The sequence below is a fragment of the Streptomyces sp. NPDC054849 genome, from assembly GCF_053610945.1.
This window is the reverse complement of the sequence record NZ_JBSGZI010000039.1, coordinates 13,863-36,403: the sequence shown is the minus strand read 5'-3', so window position 1 is coordinate 36,403 and position 22,541 is coordinate 13,863. Positions and strand designations below refer to the sequence as shown.

General features: G+C 72.1%; 16 protein-coding genes. 14 read left to right on the top strand and 2 right to left on the bottom strand.

What is annotated here, in order from left to right:
• The first annotated feature begins 87 nt into the window (after positions 1-87).
• From ACWGIF_RS18945 to ACWGIF_RS18920, 6 genes are all read left to right on the top strand, one after another.
• Entirely contained in the window at positions 88-1,245 is a 1,158-nt protein-coding gene (locus ACWGIF_RS18945) for an ABC transporter ATP-binding protein (RefSeq protein WP_453498659.1), read from the top strand.
• Complete coding sequence (locus ACWGIF_RS18940; protein WP_453498656.1) at positions 1,242-2,171, top strand: ABC transporter permease; 930 nt, start codon at positions 1,242-1,244, stop codon at positions 2,169-2,171. The genes ACWGIF_RS18945 and ACWGIF_RS18940 overlap by 4 nt, the downstream gene beginning before the upstream one ends.
• Positions 2,171-2,977: an ABC transporter permease gene (locus ACWGIF_RS18935; RefSeq protein ID WP_453498653.1), complete on the top strand. Its 807-nt coding sequence runs from the start codon at positions 2,171-2,173 to the stop codon at positions 2,975-2,977. Before ACWGIF_RS18940 ends, ACWGIF_RS18935 begins: the two co-directional genes overlap by 1 nt.
• Positions 2,978-3,000: 23 nt before the next feature.
• Positions 3,001-4,419 (top strand): NAD(P)/FAD-dependent oxidoreductase, encoded by a 1,419-nt coding sequence (locus ACWGIF_RS18930; protein ID WP_453498650.1) that lies wholly within the window; start codon positions 3,001-3,003, stop codon positions 4,417-4,419.
• Positions 4,420-4,611: 192 nt separating this feature from the next.
• Positions 4,612-5,106, top strand: coding sequence for a hypothetical protein (locus ACWGIF_RS18925; protein ID WP_453498723.1), 495 nt, complete (start codon positions 4,612-4,614; stop codon positions 5,104-5,106).
• A 33-nt stretch (positions 5,107-5,139) separates the two neighbouring features.
• A complete protein-coding gene (locus ACWGIF_RS18920) occupies positions 5,140-6,945 on the top strand; it encodes a chitinase (RefSeq protein ID WP_453498647.1) in 1,806 nt (601 codons plus the stop codon).
• Here the strand turns inward: ACWGIF_RS18920 and ACWGIF_RS18915 are convergent.
• Positions 6,911-7,471, bottom strand: coding sequence for a phosphatase PAP2 family protein (locus ACWGIF_RS18915; protein ID WP_453498644.1), 561 nt, complete (start codon positions 7,469-7,471; stop codon positions 6,911-6,913). The two genes, ACWGIF_RS18920 and ACWGIF_RS18915, sit on opposite strands and share 35 nt — an antisense overlap.
• Positions 7,472-7,874: 403 nt before the next feature.
• The gene (gabT, locus tag ACWGIF_RS18910) at positions 7,875-9,221 is read right to left on the bottom strand and encodes a 4-aminobutyrate--2-oxoglutarate transaminase (protein ID WP_453498641.1); all 1,347 of its coding nucleotides are present in this window, start codon (positions 9,219-9,221) and stop codon (positions 7,875-7,877) included.
• A gap of 238 nt (positions 9,222-9,459) precedes the next feature.
• On the opposite strand from gabT, the gene ACWGIF_RS18905 reads away from it, so the two are divergent.
• From ACWGIF_RS18905 to ispG, 8 genes are all read left to right on the top strand, one after another.
• A complete protein-coding gene (locus ACWGIF_RS18905) occupies positions 9,460-11,568 on the top strand; it encodes an ATP-binding protein (protein ID WP_453498639.1) in 2,109 nt (702 codons plus the stop codon).
• Between the two features lie 229 nt (positions 11,569-11,797).
• Entirely contained in the window at positions 11,798-13,378 is a 1,581-nt protein-coding gene (locus ACWGIF_RS18900) for a PucR family transcriptional regulator (RefSeq protein WP_453498636.1), read from the top strand.
• A 197-nt stretch (positions 13,379-13,575) separates the two neighbouring features.
• Positions 13,576-15,021, top strand: a complete 1,446-nt coding sequence (locus tag ACWGIF_RS18895; RefSeq protein ID WP_453498633.1) for an aldehyde dehydrogenase family protein — start codon at positions 13,576-13,578, stop codon at positions 15,019-15,021.
• Between the two features lie 155 nt (positions 15,022-15,176).
• Entirely contained in the window at positions 15,177-17,165 is a 1,989-nt protein-coding gene (locus ACWGIF_RS18890) for an acyl-CoA dehydrogenase family protein (RefSeq protein ID WP_453498630.1), read from the top strand.
• A gap of 38 nt (positions 17,166-17,203) precedes the next feature.
• Positions 17,204-18,592 (top strand): hypothetical protein, encoded by a 1,389-nt coding sequence (locus ACWGIF_RS18885; protein ID WP_453498627.1) that lies wholly within the window; start codon positions 17,204-17,206, stop codon positions 18,590-18,592.
• 21 nt (positions 18,593-18,613) lie between these two features.
• Positions 18,614-19,867 (top strand): 1-deoxy-D-xylulose-5-phosphate reductoisomerase, encoded by a 1,254-nt coding sequence (dxr, locus tag ACWGIF_RS18880; RefSeq protein ID WP_453498624.1) that lies wholly within the window; start codon positions 18,614-18,616, stop codon positions 19,865-19,867.
• Complete coding sequence (locus tag ACWGIF_RS18875; RefSeq protein WP_453498621.1) at positions 19,864-21,165, top strand: M50 family metallopeptidase; 1,302 nt, start codon at positions 19,864-19,866, stop codon at positions 21,163-21,165. Before dxr ends, ACWGIF_RS18875 begins: the two co-directional genes overlap by 4 nt.
• A gap of 176 nt (positions 21,166-21,341) precedes the next feature.
• Positions 21,342-22,499 carry a flavodoxin-dependent (E)-4-hydroxy-3-methylbut-2-enyl-diphosphate synthase gene (ispG, locus tag ACWGIF_RS18870; RefSeq protein WP_453498618.1) on the top strand — a complete coding sequence of 386 codons (1,158 nt, stop codon included), beginning with the start codon at positions 21,342-21,344 and terminating at the stop codon, positions 22,497-22,499.
• Positions 22,500-22,541 lie beyond the last annotated feature (42 nt).

Sequence of the window (22,541 nt, the reverse complement as noted above, 5' to 3'; positions counted from 1 at the left end):
GCGCCCGGCGCCCGGCGTCCCGTTCCGGCGCCGCGCGGCGAACCCCTCCGTTGACCTCTTCGGCCACCCAACCCCCGGGACCCCTCCATGACTGACAAGACCGCGGGCGGCGACGTCCGCCTCTCCGGGATCAGCAAGCACTACGGCACCTTCACCGCCGTGCACCCGCTGGACCTCACCATCCCCCAGGGCTCCTTCTTCGCCCTGCTCGGCGCCTCGGGCTGCGGGAAGACCACCACCCTGCGCATGATCGCCGGCCTGGAGGAACCCTCCACCGGCACGGTCCACCTCGGCGACCGGGAGGTCACCGACCTGCAGCCGTACAAGCGCCCGGTCAACACGGTCTTCCAGAGCTACGCGCTGTTCCCGCACCTGAACATCTACGAGAACGTCGCCTTCGGACTGCGCCGCCGCGGCATAAAATCCGTCAAGAAGCAGGTCGACGAGATGCTGGAGCTGGTCCAGCTCGGTCAGTTCGCCCAACGCAAGCCGCACCAGCTCTCCGGCGGCCAGCAGCAGCGCGTCGCCGTCGCCCGCGCCCTGATCAACCACCCGCAGGTGCTGCTCCTCGACGAGCCGCTCGGCGCCCTCGACCTCAAGCTGCGCCGCCAGATGCAGCTGGAGCTCAAGCGGATACAGACCGAGGTCGGCATCACCTTCGTCCACGTCACGCACGACCAGGAGGAGGCCATGACCATGGCCGACACGGTCGCCGTGATGAACGGCGGCCGCGTCGAGCAGCTGGGCGCCCCCGCAGAGCTGTACGAGAACCCGGGCACCACCTTCGTCGCCAACTTCCTCGGCACCTCGAACCTCATCGAGGCCTCGGTGGAGTCCGCCGGCGGCTCGTCCGACGACGTGGTCGTCTCCGCCTCCGGTACGACCCTGCGGCTGCCCGCGGCCCGCTGCACGACCACCCCGCGTGCGGGAGGAAAGCTCCTGGTCGGGGTGCGCCCGGAGAAGATATCCCTGGTCCACGCCGACGAGGAGCACACCATCGCGGCCGGCCGCAACAAGGTCCCCGGCCGCATCGCGGACTCCTCCTTCATCGGCGTCTCCACCCAGTACGTCATCGACAGCCGGGTCTGCCCCGAGCTGGAGGTGTACGCCCAGAACATCGAGCGGGACAGCCGCCTGGTCCCGGGCGCCGAGGTCATCCTGCACTGGAACCCGGAGCACACCTTCGGCCTCGACGCCGCTCAGGACATCGACGCGGGCATCGAGACCGTCGAGGAGAGCGCGTGACCACCACCGCCGCGCCGCCCCAGGCGCCCGTCGCGGCCGAACCCCCGGTGCACAAGCCGTCGGTGCGCAAGCGGCTGATCCCGTACTGGCTGCTGCTCCCCGGCATCCTGTGGCTGCTGGTCTTCTTCGTGCTGCCGATGGTCTACCAGGCCTCCACCTCGGTGCAGACCGGCTCCCTCGAAGAGGGCTTCGAGGTGACCTGGCACTTCCAGACCTACTGGGACGCCTTCACCGAGTACTACCCGCAGTTCCTGCGCTCCCTGCTCTACGCCGGCACCGCGACCGCGCTGTGCCTGCTGCTCGGGTACCCGCTGGCCTACCTGATCGCCTTCAAGGCGGGCCGCTGGCGGGGCCTGCTCCTCGTCCTCGTCATCGCCCCGTTCTTCACCAGCTTCCTGATCCGCACGCTGGCCTGGAAGACGATCCTGGCCGACGGCGGCCCCGTGGTCGGCCTCCTCGACACCATCGGCTTCCTGGACGTCACCAGCTGGCTCGGCATGACCGAGGGGGACCGGGTGCTGGCCACTCCGCTCGCGGTCGTCTGCGGTCTGACCTACAACTTCCTTCCCTTCATGATCCTGCCGTTGTACTCCTCGCTGGAGCGCATCGACACCCGCCTCCACGAGGCGGCCGGGGACCTGTACGCCCGCCCCGCCACGGTCTTCCGCAAGGTGACCTTCCCGCTGTCCATGCCGGGCGTGGTCTCCGGAACCCTGCTCACCTTCATTCCGGCGAGCGGCGACTACGTGAACGCCGAGCTGCTCGGGTCCACGGACACCCGGCTGATCGGCAACGTCATCCAGTCGCAGTACCTGCGGATCCTCGACTACCCGACGGCGGCCGCGCTGTCCTTCATTCTCATGGCCATCGTGCTGATCATGGTCACCATCTACATCCGCCGAGCGGGGACGGAGGACCTGGTCTGATGCGCAGTCCCCTCAGCTGGCTCCGGCGCAATCTGGTCGTCATCGCGGGCCTCTGCACGCTCGCGTACATGATCCTTCCGAACGTCGTCGTCACCGTCTTCTCCTTCAACAACCCCACCGGGCGGTTCAACTACGCCTGGCAGGAGTTCTCGCTCGACGCGTGGAAGGACCCCTGCGGGGTCGCCGACCTGTGCGGCTCCCTCTCGCTCTCGCTCCAGATCGCCCTGTGGTCCACCCTCGTGGCGACCGCCCTGGGCACCGCGATCGCCTTCGCGCTGGTGCGTTACCGCTTCCGGGCGCGCGGCGCGGTCAACTCTCTGATCTTCCTGCCCATGGCCATGCCGGAGATCGTGATGGCGGCCTCGCTGCTCGCGCTCTTCCTCAACATGGGCATCCAGCTGGGCTTCTGGACGATCCTGATCGCCCACATCATGTTCTGCCTCAGCTTCGTCGTCGCCGCCGTCAAGGCGCGCGTCCTGTCCATGGACCCGCGGCTGGAGGAGGCCGCCCGCGACCTCTACGCGGGCCCGGTGCAGACCTTCACGCGCGTGACCCTGCCCATCGCGGCGCCGGGTATCGCGGCGGGCGCACTGCTGTCCTTCGCGCTCTCCTTCGACGACTTCATCATCACCAACTTCAACTCGGGCAACACCGTCACCTTCCCCATGTTCGTGTGGGGATCGGCCCAGCGCGGTACGCCCGTGCAGATCAACGTCATCGGCACGGCCATGTTCGTCATCGCGGTGCTGGTGGTCCTCGTCGGCCAGATGGTCGGCAACCGCCGCAAGAAGGCACAACCGAAGTAGACCCCTGTAGGGAGTTGGAAGCCATGGCCCCAGTCGCCATGCGTAGTGTTGCGAAATCCCTTTCCGAAGCGAAGCCGGTCTCGTACTGGCTGGACGACCCCGGCAAGCCCGCCCCCCGGCCGACGCTGACCTCCGACGAGCGCTGCGACCTGCTGGTCATCGGCGCCGGATACAGCGGGCTGTGGACCGCGCTGATCGCCAAGGAGCGCGACCCCGAGCGGGACGTCGTAGTGATCGAGAGCAAGGAGGCGGGCTGGGCCGCCTCCGGCCGCAACGGCGGTTTCTGCGCCGCCTCGCTCACCCACGGACTCGGCAACGGGCTGGCCCGCTGGCCCGGCGAGCTGGCGCGGCTGGAGGAGCTGGGCGCCCGCAACCTCGACGCCATCGAGGAGGCCGTCGCCCGCTACGGCATCGACTGCGACTTCGAGCGGACCGGCGAGATCGACGTCGCCACCGAACCGCACCAGGTCGAGGAACTGCGCGAGCTGCACGAGGAGGCGCGGCGCCTGGGCCTGGCCGGCGGCTCCACATGGCTGGACCGCGACGCGGTGCGCGCCGAGGTCGACTCCCCGACCTTCCTCGCGGGCCTCTGGGACCGCGACGGCGTCGCCATGCTCAACCCGGCGAAGCTGGCCTGGGGCCTCAAGCAGGCCTGTCTGGACCTCGGGGTGCGCGTCTACGAGAACACCCGCGGCCTGAAGCTGGCCCCGGCCGGCGCCGGCATGACCGTGCAGACCCCCTACGGCACGATCCTCGCCCGCCGGGTCGCCCTGGGCACCAACATCTTCCCCTCGCTGGTCAGGCGGATCCGCCCGTTCACCGTCCCCGTATACGACTACGCGCTGATGAGCGAGCCGCTGGACGAGGCCCAGCTGGCCTCCATCGGCTGGAGGAACCGCCAGGGGCTGGGGGACAGCGCCAACCAGTTCCACTACTTCCGGATCACCAGGGACCACCGGATCCTGTGGGGCGGGTACGACGCGATCTACCCCTACCGGGGCAAGCTCGACTCCGAGTACGACCACCGGCCCGAGACCTACCTCAGGCTCGCGGAGCACTTCTTCTCCGCCTTCCCGCAGCTGGAGGGCCTGAAGTTCAGCCACGCCTGGGGCGGTGCGATCGACACCTGCTCGCGCTTCTCCGCCTTCTTCGGCACCGCGCACTCCGGGAAGGTGGCCTACGCGGCCGGCTACACCGGGCTCGGGGTGGGTGCGACCCGGTTCGGCGCCGAGGTCATGCTGGACCTGCTGGACGGGCTCTCCACCGAGCGCACCCGGCTGGAGATGGTGAAGTCCAAACCGATGCCCTTCCCGCCCGAGCCCTTGGCCTGGACCGGGATCGCGCTCACCAAGTGGTCGCTGGCCCGCGCGGACGCCCGCGGCGGGCACCGGAACCTGTGGCTCAGGGTGATGGACAGGCTCGGCCTCGGTTTCGACAGCTAGCGAGCCGCCCCGCCGCCCGACCGCACGCCCCCGCCGCCCCACCCCACGCCCCCGGCGCACACCGGCCCGTCACCGGGTGACCCGGTTCACGCCTACGACGGAGTAACGAAACCCGCGTCATACCCGCGCCCGGCCCCGCTCTCTCCAGGTGAGAACCCCTCACCTACAGGGAACGGAGGCCGGGCGATGACCATCCCGGGGGCCAGGACGGCAGTGGAATGGCTGGTATCGGGGGCGCCGGACCCCGGTACCAGCCGGTGGGAGTGGGAGCGCAACCCCCTCGGGGTGGTCCTGCTGCCCGCCGGCCGGTCCTGGGACGTGCTCATCCTGCCGGGGGAGCTGGGGCAGGCCACCCTCGACGTGCTCCGTCTCATCCTCGACCGGCCCGGCCCGGTGCTCGCCGACTCCGGCGCCTCCCGGCTGGGCTTCTTCGTGCCCCCGGGCACGACGTCCCGCTGGCTCGGGACGGGTGTGCGGGGAGCCGGGCGCGGGACCTGGATCGTGGTTCCGTACCCCGGCCGGGCGACCGGCGGGGCGCGCTGGCTGATGCTCCCGGACGGGCGGGGAACCCTCACCGACCCGGTGGTGCTGGAACTCGCGATGCACGAGGCGGCCGCGAGCCTGGTGGCGAAGGGGGCCGGACGTCTTGACAAGGCCATTGGTCTGGACCATCTTGGGCGCCGCTGATCCCCTCCATCCCCCCACGCACCGGAGGCAGTTGTGCGCAGAGCCTGGTCCCTCCTCGCGGCCGCCGCACTCGCGGCGGCCGGCTTCCTCGCCGCGGGCCCGCCCGCCGCGGCGGCGGACGCCGACCTGATACGCAACGGCGGCTTCGAAGCCGGCCTCGACGGCTGGAACTGTTCGGGCGGCAGCGGAGCCATCGTCACCACCCCCGTACACGGCGGTGTCTCCGCCCTCCGGGCCACCCCGGCCGGCCAGGACAACGGCCGCTGCTCCCAGAGCGTCAGCGTCAAGCCCGACGCGACCTACACGCTCGGCGCCTGGGTGCAGGGTGCGTACGTCTACCTCGGCGCGACCGGGACCGGCACCACCGACGTGTCGGCCTGGACGCAGACCCCGGGTGCGTGGAAGCAGCTGACGGCCACCTTCCGCACCGGCCCGTCGACGACCTCGGTGACCGTGTACACCCACGGCTGGTACGGCCAGCCCGCCCACTTCACCGACGACCTCACCCTGGTCGGCCCCGACCCCGGCGGCCCCGGCCAGCCCCAGCCCCCGACCGCCCCCACCGGCCTGACGGCCTCCGCGACCTCGCCGGGCTCGGTCTCCCTGGCCTGGTCGGCGGTGCCCGGGGCCACGTCGTACACCGTCCACCGGGACGGCGCGGCGCCTCTCCCCGTCACCTCCGCCGCGGCGACGGTGACCGGCCTCGCCGCGTCCACCACGTACACCTTCCGGGTCAGCGCCGTGAACGCGGCGGGCGAGTCCCCCAAGAGCACGCCCGTCTCCGCGACCACGCCCGGCGGCGGGGGCGGTGGCGGCGAGGGCCTGCCCGCGCACGCGCTGGTCGGCTACCTGCACGCGAGCTTCGCCAACGGCTCGGGCTACGTCCGGATGGCCGACGTCCCGGCCTCCTGGGACGTCGTCAACCTCGCCTTCGGCGAACCGACTTCGGTGACCTCCGGCGACATCCGCTTCCGCCTCTGCCCGGTCGCCGAGTGCCCGAACGTCGAATCCCCGGCCGAGTTCAAGGCGGCGATCAAGGCCAAGCAGGCCGCGGGCAAGAAGGTGCTGATCTCCATCGGCGGCCAGAACGGCCAGGTGCAGCTCGCGACGACGGCCGCCCGCGACGCCTTCGTCTCCTCCGTCGGCGCGATCATCGACGAGTACGGCCTCGACGGCCTCGACATCGACTTCGAGGGCCACTCCCTCTCCCTGGCCACCGGAGACACCGACTTCCGCGCCCCCACCACCCCGGTCGTCGTCAACCTGATCTCGGCCGTCAAGACCCTCAAGGCCAGGTACGGCCCGGACTTCGTCCTGACCATGGCGCCGGAGACCTTCTTCGTCCAGCTGGGCTACCAGTTCTACGGCTCCGGTCCCTGGGGCGGGCAGGACCCGCGCGCCGGGGCGTACCTCCCGGTCATCCACGCCCTGCGCGACGACCTCACGCTGCTGCACGTCCAGGACTACAACTCGGGCCCGATCATGGGCCTCGACAACCAGTACCACTCCATGGGCGGCGCCGACTTCCACATCGCCATGACCGACATGCTGCTCACGGGCTTCCCTGTCGCCGGCGACACCGCCCGCGTCTTCCCCGCCCTGCGCCCGGACCAGGTGGCCATCGGCCTTCCGGCCACGGCCAACGCGGGCAACGGCCACACCGCGCCCGCGGAGGTGAACAAGGCCCTGAACTGTCTGACGAAGAAGACCGACTGCGGGGCGTACCAGACCCACGGCACCTGGCCCGGCCTGCGCGGTCTGATGACCTGGTCGATCAACTGGGACCGCTTCGGCGGCTGGGAGTTCAGCCGTAACTTCGACGGGTACTTCGGCGGCTGACCGGCCGGCGCCGGGCGGCCAGGCCCACGCCGAGCAGCAGCGGGGTGCACAGCAGCAGACTGGCCAGTACGTCCAGCGGCCAGTGCCACCCCCGCAGGATCAGTCCGACGGCCGTCGCCCCCGTGAGTACGAGGGCGACGGCCGTCGGCCATGCACGGCGGGTGTACGGGCGCACGAGCAGGGCCGCGCCCAGATACGCGACGGCGGCCGTGGCCGTGTGGCCGGAGGGGAAGTATCCGGCGGCCCAGGGCTCCAGGGGGCCCGGCCGGGCCGTCCACTGCTTGAACGGGATGACCAGGGCCGGCACCAGGGCCATGGCCAGGGCGGCGGCGCCGGCGGCGAGGAGCCGGCCGCGCCGGGCGGCGTAGGCCATGGCCAGCGCCAGGACGGGCACGGCGACCGGGATGTTGCCGAGGTCCGACAGGCGTTCGGTGACGGAGTCCGGGACCGTGCGCACCAGCGCGCGGCTCAGTGCGTGATCCGGCGCCAGCAGGGGGCCGGAGACCAGCACCTGCCAGGTGACCACGGCGAAGAAGAGGCCGCAGACCGCGGCGATCAGGAGAGGAGTGGCCGGCCGTCCCGGAACAGGGGGGATGGTTCCGGGACGGCCGCCCGGACCGGGTTGCCGCGCGCCCCGGGGGGTTTGGGGCGGGCGGCTGTCCGATCGGTGAGGAGTGTGCGCGAACGCATGCCCAATACGGCGCTGGGGAAGCCCGGTACTGGTGTCGCCCCCGGTTTCCCGGGAACGGGGTGTCTCACTCATCTGCAGAAACCGTACGGCAGCGGAAGGGGGACCGACAGCAGGATCGCGCTCCCGCCATCGGCCCCCCACAGCTTCTTCACAGCGCCCGCGCGTTACCGCCGGTAGTGGTCGGGCGCTGCGTTCGGACGTTCTAGCCGTTCGATCAGATGGCCGCTCGGGCGACCGCTCAGATGTCCGTGCCGATGGCCGCGAACGCGGCCTCGATGAGGTCCAGGCCCTCGTTCAGCAGATCCTCCCCGATGACCAGCGGCGGGAGGAAGCGCAGCACGTTGCCGTACGTGCCACAGGTGAGGACGAGCAGGCCCTCGGCGTGGCAGGCCTTGGCGAGCGCGCCGGCCGCCTCCGGGAACGGGGTCTTGGAGACGGGGTCCTTGACCAGCTCGATCGCGATCATGGCACCGCGGCCGCGGATGTCGCCGATGATCTCGTACTTCTCCTGCATGGCCGCCAGGCGGGACTTCATGAGGGACTCGATCTTCTTCGCCGCGGCGTTGAGGTCGAGCTCCTTCATGGTCTCGATGGAGCCGAGCGCGCCGGCGCAGGCCACCGGGTTGCCGCCGTAGGTGCCGCCGAGGCCGCCCGCGTGGGCGGCGTCCATGATCTCGGCGCGGCCGGTCACGGCGGCGAGCGGCAGACCGCCCGCGATGCCCTTGGCGGTGGTGATCAGGTCCGGGACGATGCCCTCGTCCTCGCACGCGAACCACTGGCCGGTGCGGCAGAAGCCGGACTGGATCTCGTCGGCGACGAAGACGATGCCGTTCTCGTTGGCGAACTTCACGATCGCGGGCAGGAAGCCCTTGGCCGGCTCGATGAAGCCGCCCTCGCCGAGCACCGGCTCGATGATGATCGCGGCGACGTTCTCCGCGCCGATCTGCTTGGAGATCTGGTCGATCGCCTGGGCGGCGGCCTCGGGGCCGCAGTTCTCGGCGCCGGTGGGCCAGCGGTAGCCGTAGGCGACCGGGACGCGGTAGACCTCGGGGGCGAACGGACCGAAGCCCTGCTTGTACGGCATGTTCTTCGCGGTCAGCGCCATGGTGAGGTTCGTGCGGCCGTGGTAGCCGTGGTCGAAGACGACGACGGCCTGGCGCTTGGTGTACGAACGGGCGATCTTGACGGCGTTCTCGACGGCCTCGGCGCCGGAGTTGAACAGGGCCGACTTCTTCGCGTGGTCGCCCGGGGTCAGCTCGGCGAGGGCCTCGCACACCTCGACGTAGCCCTCGTACGGGGTGACCATGAAACAGGTGTGGGTGAAGTCGGCGAGCTGCGCGGACGCGCGGCGCACGACGGCCTCGGCGGAGGCGCCGACCGAGGTCACGGCGATGCCGGAGCCGAAGTCGATCAGGCGGTTGCCGTCGACGTCCTCGATGATGCCGCCGCCCGCGCGGGCCGTGAAGACGGGCAGGACGGAGCCCACGCCGCCGGCCACCGTCTGGAGGCGGCGGGCCTGCAGCTCCTGCGACTTGGGGCCGGGGATCGCGGTGACGATCTTGCGCTCCTGCGGGACAGCGGTCATAGAGGGCTCCTGGGGGGTGTTTTCGGACGCACTTGTGTCTTTGTCCGCAGGCTAGGCCCGGGAGCGGTGGTCCTGCATGCTCCGTTCGGTAGTGATCACCGCGTGTCCTTGTCCGCGACGGCCATAGGAAGGGTGCGGCGCGCATCTCGCGGATCATGGCCGGGTGCGGGTCCAAGCCCCGGGCCGGGCACTAGATTGAGCGCCGCAGCGCATGGCACGGGCAGGGGGCAGGGGTTTCATGGACACCGAAGGCACGCACGAGACGCGCCCGCCCCACAGCGGGCACATCCCGAGACCGGCCGCCCCGCCGCCCCCCGGCCTGCCGCCGCGCCCGTCCCACGCGCCGACGGCCGGGCCGGCGCTGGGGGACTGGCTCCGTTTCCCGCGCTCCTCCGACGGGCCGGGCGTGTGGACGTACGGGCACGTGCCGCGGGCCGCCGAGGAACCTGAGGAGACCCCCACCCGCCAACTGGTCAGCGGGGCCCTGATCTCCCTGCTGGCGGGGCTGCTGCTGTGGTCCCTGCTGTGGAACGGCTACCTCGGCGGGTTCTGGCTCTGGCCGCTCTACATGTTCACGCCCGACTCCTGGGCCGGGACGCTGCCTTCCGTCGTGGCCTCGTACCTCTGGTACGCCGTCGTCGCCGCCGTCTTGGTGATCGGCTTCGGGCGCCTGGGTCGCTGGCCCGAACTGGGCCGCCGGGCGCTGCGCAGCCGCGCCGTGCAGCCCCTGCACTCCACCGGACAGGGCCGCCCCGAGCCGGGGGGCCCCGACGACCCCGCGCGGTGGCCCCAGCTGCGGGCCGCCGGGCTGACCGAGGCCGCCGACCGGCTGGAGGGAGAGGCCGGGGGCGGGCGGATGAACGACGTCGACTACGCCCGCATCCGGCGCGCATGGGACTCCGTGCGCGTCGACCCCACGCGCATGCGGGCCTTCGCCGACGCCGTGCGCGACAAGGGCGCCGGAGCCTGCGCGCACCCGTCCGGGGCCCGGGACCTGCCCGTGCGCGCCGCCCGGCACGACCTGCTGGCCCGGCAGGTGCTGCTCGGCACCTGCGAGGACGGTGTGCGCAATCCGTACTCCCGCCGCGGCACCTCCCTCGCCCTCGACCCCGACGTGCTCGGCACCTCCCTGCTCGCGGTCGGACCCTCCGGCACCGGCAAGACCGGGCGCCTGGTGCGGCCCGTCGTCGAGTCGCTCGCACTGCAGGCGCTCGCCGGCCAGGCGGCCGTCGTCGCCGTCGGCGCGTCCGGGGCTCAGCTCGGGCCGGACGCCGCCTACGACGTCGTGGTCCGCGTCGGCGACCCCGCCTCCGTCTACGACCTCGACCTGTACGGAGGCGCCACCGACCCCGACGAGGCCGCCACCCTGCTCGCCGAAGGCCTCGTCGGGGACGTCCCGGGGATCGACGTACGCCGGGCCGCGACCGCCCTCGCCCAGCTCCTCGGGCCGTTCCGGGCGGCGTACGGCCGCTTCCCCGCCGTGCCCGAGCTGCGCGAACTGCTCGACCGGGTGCCGGCCGCCTTCGACGCCCTGCGCCGGGACCTCGCGCAGGCCGGCGCCGCGCAGCAGGCCATGCTGCGCGAGCTCGACGCCCGGACGCGGCAGCACGGCGCGAACGGCGACCCCGCACCGGCCCTCGCCGACCGGGTGGCCCTGCTGGACCGGCCCGCCTTCGCCGGCTTCTTCGACACCACCGGGCAGGGCCGGCCGTTCTCGCTGCGCGCCCTGGAGCACCCGATCCGGGTCCGCGTCGACCTGCCCGAGCGCGCGCACGCCGACGCCTCCCGGATGCTGGCCAGGCTGCTGCTCGCCCAGTTCAACGCCGCCGCGGCCGCCCGCACCGACCGCTCGCTCTTCGCCTTCCTCGCCCTCGACGACGCCTCGCACACCCTGACTCCCGAGACCGTGCGCGGAGTACAGCGCCTGCGCTCGGCGCATGCCGGCGTCCTGCTCACGCTGCGCACGCTGGACGACGTACCGGAGGCGCTGCGGACCCCGCTGCTCGGCGCGGTCGGCTGCCGGATGGCCTTCTCCGGGGTCACCACCTGGGACGGCAAGCGCTTCGCCGAGGCCTGGGGCACCGAGTGGGTGGAGGCGCGGGACGTCACCCACCGCACCGTCTTCGCCGACCAGCCGCTGACCCGGTTGATGCATTCCTTCCGCAAGCTCGTCACCGGCAAGGCCGTCACCACGGACGCGGTGACCGTGCGGCAGGTGGAACGGGAGCGGTGGTCCGCCTCGGACCTGGCGCACGCCGTGCCGCCGGGGCACGCCGTCCTGTCGCTGACCTCGGTCCGCGGGGAACGGGCCGCTCCGCTGCTGGTCCGCCTGGCCGGAACGGCCTGACCCGCGCCCTGACCCGTACGGGGTGGCAGAATCGAGGGGAGCCGTTCATACGACACGGCGAAATGGGTCGTGCGCTCCTCTGCTGTTCTGCTCCCTGTCGCTCCTCCGGCGCTGCGCCGTGCGCCTTCCTCCCTCATCCCTCCTCCTCTCTCCTCCCTTCTCCCTTTGTCCTCCCGGCCTCCGCTCCCGTCCTCCGTCTCTCCCTCCCGCCAAAGGCCCCTGGTAACCGATGCCGCTCACCCTCGCCTCACTCGTCCAGCACTCGGCGCTCAAGCTCAGCGTCCGGGCCGGGGAGGGCCGCCTCGACACCCCCGTGCGCTGGGCCCACGTCAGCGAGCTCGCCGACCCCGTCCCGTACATGGAGGGCGGGGAGCTGCTTCTGATCACCGCGATGAAGCTGGACGCGCAGGACCCGCAGGAAATGGGCCGCTACGTGCGCCGGCTCGCGGCGGCCGGCGTCGTCGGCATCGGCTTCGCGATCGGCGTCAACTACGAGGAGATCCCCGAGGCTCTCGTCGAGGCCGCGCGGACCGAGGACATGCCCCTGCTGGAGGTCCCGCGGCGCACGCCCTTCCTCGCGATCAGCAAGGCCGTCTCCGCGGCCCTCGCGGCGGACCAGTACCGGGCCGTGACCGCCGGTTTCGAGGCGCAGCGGGAGCTGACGCGCGCCGCCCTGTCCGTCGACGGGCCCGCCGAACTGCTGGCGAAGCTGGCCACGCACGTGCACGGCTGGGCCGCGCTGTACGACACCTCGGGCGCGGTGGTCGCGGCCGCCCCCGACTGGGCCGCACGGCGGGCCGCCCGGCTGACCCCCGACGTGGAGCGGCTGCGGGAGCGGCCGGCGCCCGCGAGCGCCGTCGTCGGCGGCTCGGAGGACCGCGTCGAACTCCAGTCGCTGGGAACGGGCCGACGGGCGCGCGGCGCACTCGCCGTCGGCACCGCAGCCCCGCTGGGCACGGCCGAGCGGTACGCCGTCCACTCCGCGGTCGCGCTGCTGACCCTCACCACCGAGCGGTCCCGCTCGCTGCACGACGCCGAGTCCCGGCTGGGGGCGGCGGTGCTGCGGATGCTGCTGGCAGGCGAGGCCGACCATGCGCGATCCGTGGCCGGGGACCTCTACGGGGCCCTGCTGGAGGCGCCGTTCCGACTGGTCGTGGCCGAGCCGGCGCTGCCGGGGACGGCGCAGCCGGAGGGCCTGGCGCTGCTCACCGACTCGGTGGAGTCGGCGGCCGCCCGCACGGGCGAGGCGCTGCTGGTGGTCCCGGAGACGGGGCGGCTCGTGGTCCTGGCCTCCGACGGGGGCTCGGCCGTCCAGGCGTGTCTGGACCACGCGGAGACGCTCGAGGCCCGGCGCGGACGGGACGCGTCCGGGCCGGAGCCCGACGAACTGGTGCTCGGCCTGTCCGCACCGGCCGGCCCGGGCGGCGTGGCGGCGGCCCTCAAGCAGGCCGACCAGGCGCTCGCCGTGGCCCGGCGGCGCGGGCGGCCGCTGGTGGAGCACGAGGACATGGCGGCGGGCTCGGTCCTGCCGCTGCTGGCCGACGACGCGGTACGGGCCTTCGCGGACGGCACCCTGCGCGCGCTGCGGGACCACGACGCGACCGGGCGCGGCGACCTGGTGGCCTCGCTGCAGGCGTGGCTCTCCCGTCACGGCCAGTGGGACGCGGCCGCCGCCGACCTCGGCGTACACCGGCACACGCTGCGCTACCGGATGAAGCGCGTCGAGGAGATCCTCGGCCGCTCCCTGGAGGATCCCGACGTCCGCATGGAACTGTGGCTCGCCCTCAAGGCCACCTCGACCCCGTCGTAGCAGAGGAGGGCCGGTCCGGCGTTCGAGGAGCGGGGTGCGGGGCGGAGCCCCGGCAGTGGGCCGCCGGGGGCGACAGTGACAAACCGGCGCGGCCCCGACCGCAGGTACTACACCCCGGATAAACGCCGAATCGCCGACGGAGTCCTACGGTGGAGGGGTCAGGACCCACCGCACACTTCCGAAGGGCCGGGATTCGCATGACTTCCACCCACGCCTTCTGGCTCGCCGGCCGCCAGGCCACCGGCGAGGACAGCTTCGACGTCCACTCCCCGTGGGACGGCCGTCTGGTCGGCGCCGTCAGCGTGCCGACCGACGAGCAGGTCGAAGAGGCCGTGGCCGCGGCGTACGCCGTGACGGCGGAGTTCTCCGCGACCCCCGCCCACGTACGGGCCGCGGCCCTGGACCACGTGTCCAAGCGGCTCGCCGAGCGCACCGAGGAGATCGCCCAGCTGATCTCCGCCGAGAACGGCAAGCCCGTCAAGTGGGCCCGCGGCGAGGTCGGCCGTGCGGTGTCCGTCTTCCGCTTCGCCGCCGAAGAGGCCCGCCGCTTCAACGGCGGAGAGGCCCAGCGCCTCGACACCGACGCCGGCGGCGTCGGCCGTCTCGCGCTGACCCGCCGCTTCGTCAAGGGTCCGGTCCTCGGCATCGCGCCGTTCAACTTCCCGCTGAACCTGTGCGCCCACAAGGTGGCCCCGGCCATCGCCGTCGGCGCGCCGATCATCCTCAAGCCCGCCCCGGCCACGCCCCTCTCCGGGCTGATCCTGGGTGAGCTGCTCGCCGAGACCGACCTCCCGGCCGGCTCCTGGTCGGTCCTGCCGGTCGCGAACGACAAGATGCCCGCCCTGGTCAAGGACGAGCGCCTCCCCGTCATCTCCTTCACCGGCTCCGACACCGTCGGCTACGCCATCCAGCAGTCGGTGCCCCACAAGCACTGCACGCTGGAGCTCGGCGGCAACGCGGCGGCCGTGGTCCTGGACGACTGGTCCTCCGAGGCCGACCTCGACTGGGCCGCGACCCGCATCGCGACCTTCTCGAACTACCAGGCCGGCCAGTCCTGCATCTCCGTGCAGCGCGTCATCGCCGACGCCTCCGTCTACGACCGCCTCGTCGAGAAGGTCGTCGCAAAGGTTCAGGGGCAGGTCACCGGTGACCCGTCCGACTCCGCCACCGACGTCGGCCCCCTCGTCTCCGAGGCCGCCGCCGAGCGTGTCGAGTCCTGGGTCGACGAGGCCGTGTCCGCCGGCGCCAAGCTGCTCACCGGCGGCAAGCGCGAGGGTGCCTCGTACGAGCCCACCGTCCTCGCGAACGTCCCGGACGGTGTCAAGCTGGCCACCGAGGAGGTCTTCGGCCCGGTCCTGACCCTGCAGCGGGTCGAGAACACCGACGAGGCCTTCGCCGCGGTGAACGAGTCGAAGTTCGGTCTGCAGACCGGCGTCTTCACCCGCAACGTCCAGACCGCGTTCCGCGCGCACCGCGAGCTCGAGGTCGGCGGTGTGATCATCGGCGACGCGCCGTCCTACCGTGCCGACCAGATGCCCTACGGCGGCGTCAAGCAGTCCGGTGTGGGCCGCGAGGGCGTCCGCTACGCGATGGACGACTACACGTACGAGCGAGTCCTGGTCCTGACCGGCCTCGACATCTGATCTCGTACGGCCAAAAAGCCGACGGCCGGAGCCCACTGTGCGGGGGCTCCGGCCGTCCCCCTTTTCCATCCCGCCCACATTGGGTACGACTCACAGGTAGCACCGGCTGGTAATCCGGTGAACCACCCGACTCCGGCGGCGAGGTGAGTCCCCGCATGTCCGCAACACAGCCCGCACAGCCCGCACAGCCTGTACAGCCCGTACAGCCCAGCGGCACACAGCCCAAGGTGACCGAGCGCGAGGCGCGGCAGGTCGCGGAAGCGGCCCGGGAACAGGACTGGCGCAAACCCAGTTTCGCCAAGGAACTCTTCCTCGGACGGTTCCGGCTCGACCTGATCCATCCCCACCCGCTCCCGGCGGACGAGGACGTCCGGCGCGGCGAGGCGTTCCTCGCCCGCATGCGGGCCTTCTGCGAGACCGAGATCGACGGTGCCCGCATCGAGCGCGAGGCGAAGATCCCCGACGAGACCGTGCGCGGGCTCAAGGACCTCGGCGCCCTCGGCATGAAGATCGACCCCAAGTACGGAGGCCTCGGCCTCACCCAGGTCTACTACAACAAGGCGCTCGCCCTGGTCGGCTCGGTCAGCCCGGCCATCGGGGCCCTGCTCTCCGCCCACCAGTCGATCGGCGTGCCCCAGCCGCTGAAGATGTTCGGCACGCAGGAGCAGAAGGACGCCTACCTGCCGCGCTGCGCCACCAGCGCGATCAGCGCCTTTCTGCTCACCGAGCCCGACGTGGGGTCGGACCCGGCGCGCCTGGCCACCACGGCGGTCCCGGACGACGACGCGGGCGACTACGTCCTCGACGGCGTGAAGCTGTGGACCACCAACGGGGTCGTCGCGGACCTGCTGGTCGTGATGGCCCGGGTGCCGAAGTCCGAGAACCACCGCGGCGGGATCACCGCCTTCGTCGTCGAGGCCGACTCGCCGGGCATCACGGTCGAGCACCGCAACGCCTTCATGGGCCTGCGCGGCCTGGAGAACGGGGTCACCCGCTTCCACCGGGTACGGGTCCCCGCGGCCCAGCGCATCGGCGCCGAGGGCGCCGGCCTCAAGATCGCCCTGACCACGCTCAACACCGGCCGGCTCTCGCTGCCCGCCATGTGCGTCGGGGCCGGCAAGTGGTGCCTGAAGATCGCCCGCGAGTGGTCCGGCGTACGCGAGCAGTGGGGCCGGCCGGTCGCGAGGCACGAAGCGGTCGGCGCCAAGATCTCCTTCATCGCCGCCACCACGTTCGCCCTCGAAGCGGTGGTCGACCTCGCGTCCCAGATGGCCGACGAGGACCGCAACGACATCCGCATCGAGGCCGCCCTCGCCAAGCTCTACGGCTCCGAGATGGCCTGCCTGATGGCCGACGAGCTGGTCCAGATCCGCGGTGGCCGCGGCTTCGAGACCGCCGAGTCCCTCGCCGCCCGCGGCGAGCGCGCCGTCCCCGCCGAGCAGATGCTCCGCGACCTGCGCATCAACCGGATCTTCGAGGGCTCGACGGAGATCATGCACCTGCTGATCGCACGCGAGGCCGTCGACGCCCACCTGTCGGTCGCGGGCGACCTCATCGACCCGGACAAGGCACTCGGCGACAAGGCCAGGGCGGGGGCCCGAGCCGCCGGGTTCTACGCCCGCTGGCTGCCCAAGCTGGCCACCGGCGCCGGCCAGGTCCCCGGCACCTACCGGGCCTTCCACCCGAGCGGCCACCCCGACCTCTCCACCCACCTGCGCTACGTCGAACGCAGCGCCCGCAAACTCGCCCGTTCCACCTTCTACGCCATGTCCCGCTGGCAGGGCCGCATGGAGACCAAGCAGGGTTTCCTCGGCAGGATCGTCGACATCGGCGCCGAACTCTTCGCGATGAGCGCGGCCTGCGTCCGGGCCGAGCACCTGCGCGCCGCGGGCGAACACGGCCGCGAGGCCTACCAGCTGGCCGACGCCTTCTGCGAGCAGTCCCGGCTGCGCGTCGAGGAGCTCTTCGGCCGGCTCTGGGCCAACACCGACGACCTCGACCGCAAGGTGGTCGCGGGCGTCCTCTCCGGGACCTACGCCTGGCTGGAGGAGGGCGTCCTCGACCCTTCCGGCGACGGCCCCTGGATCGCGGACGCCGCCCCCGGACCCTCCGTACAGAAAAACGTGCACCGCCCCATCCGCTGACCTGCAATCATCGCCGAACGTCGGACAGACGTACGAGGATGAGTACGAGTGCGCGTACGTACCGGTACGCGTACGAGCACAGTGCGAGGCGGACGAGAACGATGCCGACGGCCGAGCAGGACCGCACCAGCCGACGGCTGGCCTGGTGCGTGGCGCACTTGCTGCGCCACGCACCGGACCGCGTCGTCGCCGACATGATCGGCCGGCTCGACGGGCCGACCCGCAAATACCTCTGCCGGGACGAGTGGCTGTCGGCCTCGACCGTCACCCTGCTGCTGCGCCACGGCGGAGCGGCCGACCGGACCTACATAGCCCGCAACCCCCGGGTCGTGGGACGGCCGCTTCCCGGCCTCCCCGGCCCCGCCCGGTACGCCCGCCGCATGACACCGCCGGAGCTCCTGCCCGTGCTCCGCGCCGAGCTCGGCCGGGACCCCGCAGGGGAACCGCTCACCGCGTCCGAGCTGACCGGGCTGCTGCGCCGGCACGGCAGGCGCGGGCCGCGGGTCCCGCTGGACATCCTGGCGCTGCGGTACCGGCCGGACCCGGAGCGGCTGCTCGCCGAGCACGTCCGCGAGCCGCTGCCGACCGGCGCCGTCGAGGCCCTGCTGCTCGTCGGGGACCTGCCCCCGGAGACCGTCCGCGCGTTCCTGGCCGCCGGCGCGGCGCCGGACGGGCGCTCCTGGCACCGCCCCGCCGTCCGGGCCGTGCGGATGGGACGGGTCACGCACGAGGAACTCGTCGCCCACGTCACCCCCGCGCACCGGACCCTGCTGCTCGCCACCCTCCCCGAGGCCGACGGCCTGCGCTGGACCCTGCCCGAACAGGCCGGTATGCAGACGGCGGTGACGCGGGCCCTGCGCCCGCTGGGGGACGATCCCCGGCTGTGGGCGGAGCTGCTGAGGCACGCCCCCGGCCACCCGGGCCCGCTGCCCGCGCTGGTGGCCGCCGTGACCGACGGCACCGTGACCGAGCCGGCCGGTCCCAACGAGCCCGGTCCCGAGCTGGTCCGGGCGGTGCGCCGGCTGGCCCCGGCGGCCGCCGAGCCCTTCGGGGGCGTGGAGCGCGAGCTGGCCCTGGCGAGCCTCGCCGTGCCGATGGAGAGCGTCGAGGAGGACATCCGCTGGGTGCGCGACTGCCTCGACCGCGGCCTGCTCACCGGGGTCGACGTGATCCGGCACAAGCTGCCGGCCTGCTGGGCCCTCGACGAGGACTACTGGCTCGGCGACGTGGACCATCCCGACCGGCACGACCGTCCCGAGGCCGTCCTGGCCGCCCACGCCGAGGCCGACCGGCTGCTGACCCTGGCCCTCGGCGACGACCCCGACGCCTGGTGGCGCGTCGCCCGCACCCTCCCGGACTTCGCCGGAACGCTCCCGCACCTCCTGCTGCGGGTCACCGAAGGGGGCTCCGTGTCCGGCCGCTCCTGACTTACGGCAACAATGGGGGGCATGAGCGACCGCCCAGCCCCCCTCGCCGATCCGCACCTCCTCTTCGACCCCGCGGCCGGCCTCCGGGACATCGTCATCCTCGGGTCCACCGGGTCCATCGGCACCCAGGCCATCGACCTCGCCCTGCGCAACCCGGACCGGTTCCGGGTCACCGCACTGTCCGCCGCCGGCGGGCGGGTCGGGCTGCTGGCCGAGCAGGCCCGGCTGCTGCGGGTCGAGAAGGTGGCCGTCGCCCGCGAGGACGCCGTTCCGGCCCTGAAAGAAGCGCTGAGCGCGCAGTACGGTCCGTCCGAGGCGCTGCCCGAGATCCTGGCCGGACCGGACGCCGCGACCGAGCTCGCCGCCTCCGAGTGCCACACCGTCCTCAACGGCATCACCGGTTCCATCGGCCTCGCGCCGACCCTCGCCGCACTGCGGGCGGGCCGGACCCTGGCGCTGGCCAACAAGGAGTCGCTGATCGTCGGCGGTCCCCTGGTCAAGGCCCTCGCGCAGCCCGGCCAGATCATCCCGGTCGACTCCGAGCACGCCGCGCTCTTCCAGGCGCTCGCCGCCGGCACCCGGGCCGACGTCCGCAAGCTCGTGGTCACCGCCTCCGGCGGACCCTTCCGCGGCCGCACCCGCGAACAGCTGGCCACGGTCACCGTCGAGGACGCGCTCGCGCACCCCACCTGGGCCATGGGCCCGGTGATCACCGTCAACTCGGCGACCCTGGTCAACAAGGGACTGGAGGTCATCGAGGCGCACCTGCTCTACGACATCCCGTTCGACCGCATCGAGGTCGTCGTCCACCCGCAGTCCTACGTGCACTCGATGGTCGAGTTCACGGACGGCTCGACGCTCGCCCAGGCCACCCCGCCGGACATGCGCGGCCCCATCGCGATCGGCCTCGGCTGGCCCCAGCGGATCCCGGACGCGGCCCCCGCCTTCGACTGGACCAAGGCTTCCACCTGGGAGTTCTTCCCCCTGGACACGGAGGCTTTCCCCGCCGTGGGTCTGGCCCGGCACGTGGGCACCCTCGGCGGCACCGCCCCGGCCGTGTTCAACGCGGCCAACGAGGAGTGTGTGGAGGCGTTCCTGGCAGGACGGCTGCCGTTCACAGCAATCATGGATACGGTCTCTGCCGTGGTCGATGAGCACGGGACGCCGGAGTCGGGAACCTCCCTGACCGTCCAGGACGTCCTTGAAGCGGAGGCCTGGGCCAGGGCCCGGGCGCGGGAGATGGCGGCTCGGGCCGCCGCGGAGGCGCGCGCATGACACTACTGATGACGGTGCTCGGGGTCGCGGTCTTCGCGGTCGGCCTGCTGGTCTCCATCGCCTGGCACGAGCTGGGCCACCTCTCCACGGCCAAGTTCTTCGGCATCCGGGTGCCGCAGTACATGGTGGGCTTCGGCCCGACCATCTGGTCGCGCAGGAGGGGCGAGACCGAGTACGGGATCAAGGCCATTCCGATGGGCGGCTACATCCGCATGATCGGGATGTTCCCGCCCGGCGAGGACGGCAAGGTCACCGCCCGCTCCACGTCGCCGTTCCGGTCGATGATCGAGGACGCGCGCTCGGCCGCGTACGAGGAGCTCGAGCCCGGAGACGAGAGCCGGCTCTTCTACACGCGCAAGCCGTGGAAGCGCGTGATCGTGATGTTCGCCGGCCCCTTCATGAACCTCGTCCTGGCCGTGGCGATCTTCCTCACCACCCTGATGACCTTCGGGCTCAACACCCAGACCACCTCGGTCGCCACGGTCTCGGACTGCGTCATCCAGCAGAGCGAGAAGCGCGACAAGTGCCTCCCCGGGGACCCGGCCGCACCCGCCAAGGCGGCCGGGCTGAAGGCGGGCGACAAGATCGTCGCCTTCAACGGCCGCCCGGTCGACGACTGGTCCGCCCTGCAGAAGGACATCCGCGCCACCGTCGGCCCGGCCGAGATCACCGTGGTGCGGGCCGGCGAGCGCCTCGACCTCACGGCGAACCTGATCGAGAACAAGGTCGCCAAGACGGACGGCAGCGGCCGGTACGTCAAGGACGAGTACGTCACCGCGGGCTTCCTCGGCTTCGCACCCGCCTCCGGTTACGTCCCGCAGTCCTTCGGGCAGTCCGTCGACCGCATGGGCGAGATGATGCAGGCCGGCGTGCAGTCGCTGATCGAGCTGCCGTCCAAGGTCCCGGACCTGTGGGAAGCGGCCTTCAACGGGGCCGAGCGCAAGCAGGACAGCCCGATGGGCGTCGTCGGTGCGGCGCGGGTCAGCGGCGAGATCTTCACCCTCGACATCCCCGCCCAGCACCAGCTGGTGTTCTTCCTCAACCTGCTGGCCGGCTTCAACCTCTCGCTGTTCCTGTTCAACATGCTGCCGCTGCTCCCACTCGACGGCGGGCACATCGCCGGCGCCCTGTGGGAGTCGGTCCGGCGCAAGGTGGCGCGGGTCTTCCGGCGCCCCGACCCCGGCCCCTTCGACGTGGCGAAGCTGATGCCCGTCGCGTACGTGGTCGCGGGCCTGTTCATCTGCTTCACCCTGCTGGTGATGGTGGCGGACGTGGTGAACCCGATCAAGATCACCTAGCCCGCGCGGAGCTCCACCGCGGTCGTACGGGAGCCGGGCACGCATCGTGCCCGGCTCCCTACGTTCGGGTGGGACACCCCCTCGGATGCGAGGGCAGCGCGTGGTTTGCCGTAATCTCGAAGCCTGGAGCCCGCCGAATTCGGGACCTTGATCCACACCTTGGGGTTGCACAGCAGATGACTGCCATCTCTCTCGGAATGCCGGCCGTGCCGACGAAGCTTGCCGACCGCAGGGTCAGCCGCAAGATCCAGGTCGGATCGGTCGCCGTCGGCGGCGACGCGCCCATCTCGGTGCAGTCGATGACCACCACCCGCACCTCCGACGTCGGCGCCACGCTCCAGCAGATCGCCGAGCTGACCGCCTCCGGCTGCAACATCGTCCGCGTGGCCTGCCCGACCCAGGACGACGCCGACGCGCTCGCCGTGATCGCGAAGAAGTCGCAGATCCCGGTCATCGCCGACATCCACTTCCAGCCCAAGTACGTGTTCGCCGCGATCGACGCCGGCTGCGCCGCGGTCCGCGTGAACCCGGGCAACATCAAGCAGTTCGACGACAAGGTCAAGGAGATCGCGCGGGCCGCCAACGACGCGGGCACCCCGATCCGGATCGGCGTCAACGCAGGCTCGCTCGACGCCCGCCTGCTGAAGAAGTACGGCAAGGCCACCCCCGAGGCGCTGGTCGAGTCCGCGCTGTGGGAGGCCTCCCTCTTCGAGGAGCACGGCTTCAGCGACATCAAGATCTCGGTCAAGCACAACGACCCGGTCGTCATGGTCAACGCCTACCGTCAGCTGGCCGCCGCCTGCGACTACCCGCTGCACCTGGGCGTCACCGAGGCCGGCCCCGCCTTCCAGGGCACCATCAAGTCCGCCGTCGCCTTCGGCGCGCTGCTCTCCGAGGGCATCGGCGACACCATCCGCGTCTCCCTCTCGGCCCCGCCGGTCGAGGAGGTCAAGGTCGGCATCCAGATCCTGGAGTCGCTGAACCTGAAGCCGCGCCGCCTGGAGATCGTCTCCTGCCCCTCCTGCGGGCGGGCCCAGGTCGACGTCTACAAGCTGGCCGAGGAGGTCACGGCGGGCCTGGAGGGCATGGAGGTCCCGCTGCGCGTCGCGGTCATGGGCTGCGTCGTCAACGGTCCGGGAGAGGCCCGCGAGGCCGACCTCGGCGTCGCCTCCGGCAACGGCAAGGGCCAGATCTTCGTGAAGGGCGAGGTCATCAAGACCGTCCCCGAGTCGAAGATCGTGGAGACCCTCATCGAAGAGGCGATGAAGATCGCCGAGCAGATGGAGAAGGACGGCGTGATGAGCGGCGAGCCCACCGTCGCCATCGGCGTCTGATCCCTTCCGAGGCTCGGTTCGCCTTCGAGACCATCGGCCCCG

Bases quoted from the DNA above. Each gene is read 5' to 3' on its own strand.
- ACWGIF_RS18945 (WP_453498659.1), top strand. From the start codon at position 88: ATGACTGACAAGACCGCGGGCGGCGACGTCCGCCTCTCCGGGATCAGC.
- ACWGIF_RS18935 (WP_453498653.1), top strand. From the start codon at position 2,171: ATGCGCAGTCCCCTCAGCTGGCTCCGGCGCAATCTGGTCGTCATCGCG.
- ACWGIF_RS18930 (WP_453498650.1), top strand. From the start codon at position 3,001: ATGGCCCCAGTCGCCATGCGTAGTGTTGCGAAATCCCTTTCCGAAGCG.
- gabT (WP_453498641.1), bottom strand. From the start codon at position 9,221: ATGACCGCTGTCCCGCAGGAGCGCAAGATCGTCACCGCGATCCCCGGC.
- ACWGIF_RS18905 (WP_453498639.1), top strand. From the start codon at position 9,460: ATGGACACCGAAGGCACGCACGAGACGCGCCCGCCCCACAGCGGGCAC.
- ACWGIF_RS18900 (WP_453498636.1), top strand. From the start codon at position 11,798: ATGCCGCTCACCCTCGCCTCACTCGTCCAGCACTCGGCGCTCAAGCTC.
- ACWGIF_RS18895 (WP_453498633.1), top strand. From the start codon at position 13,576: ATGACTTCCACCCACGCCTTCTGGCTCGCCGGCCGCCAGGCCACCGGC.
- ACWGIF_RS18890 (WP_453498630.1), top strand. From the start codon at position 15,177: ATGTCCGCAACACAGCCCGCACAGCCCGCACAGCCTGTACAGCCCGTA.
- ACWGIF_RS18885 (WP_453498627.1), top strand. From the start codon at position 17,204: ATGAGTACGAGTGCGCGTACGTACCGGTACGCGTACGAGCACAGTGCG.
- dxr (WP_453498624.1), top strand. From the start codon at position 18,614: ATGAGCGACCGCCCAGCCCCCCTCGCCGATCCGCACCTCCTCTTCGAC.
- ACWGIF_RS18875 (WP_453498621.1), top strand. From the start codon at position 19,864: ATGACACTACTGATGACGGTGCTCGGGGTCGCGGTCTTCGCGGTCGGC.
- ispG (WP_453498618.1), top strand. From the start codon at position 21,342: ATGACTGCCATCTCTCTCGGAATGCCGGCCGTGCCGACGAAGCTTGCC.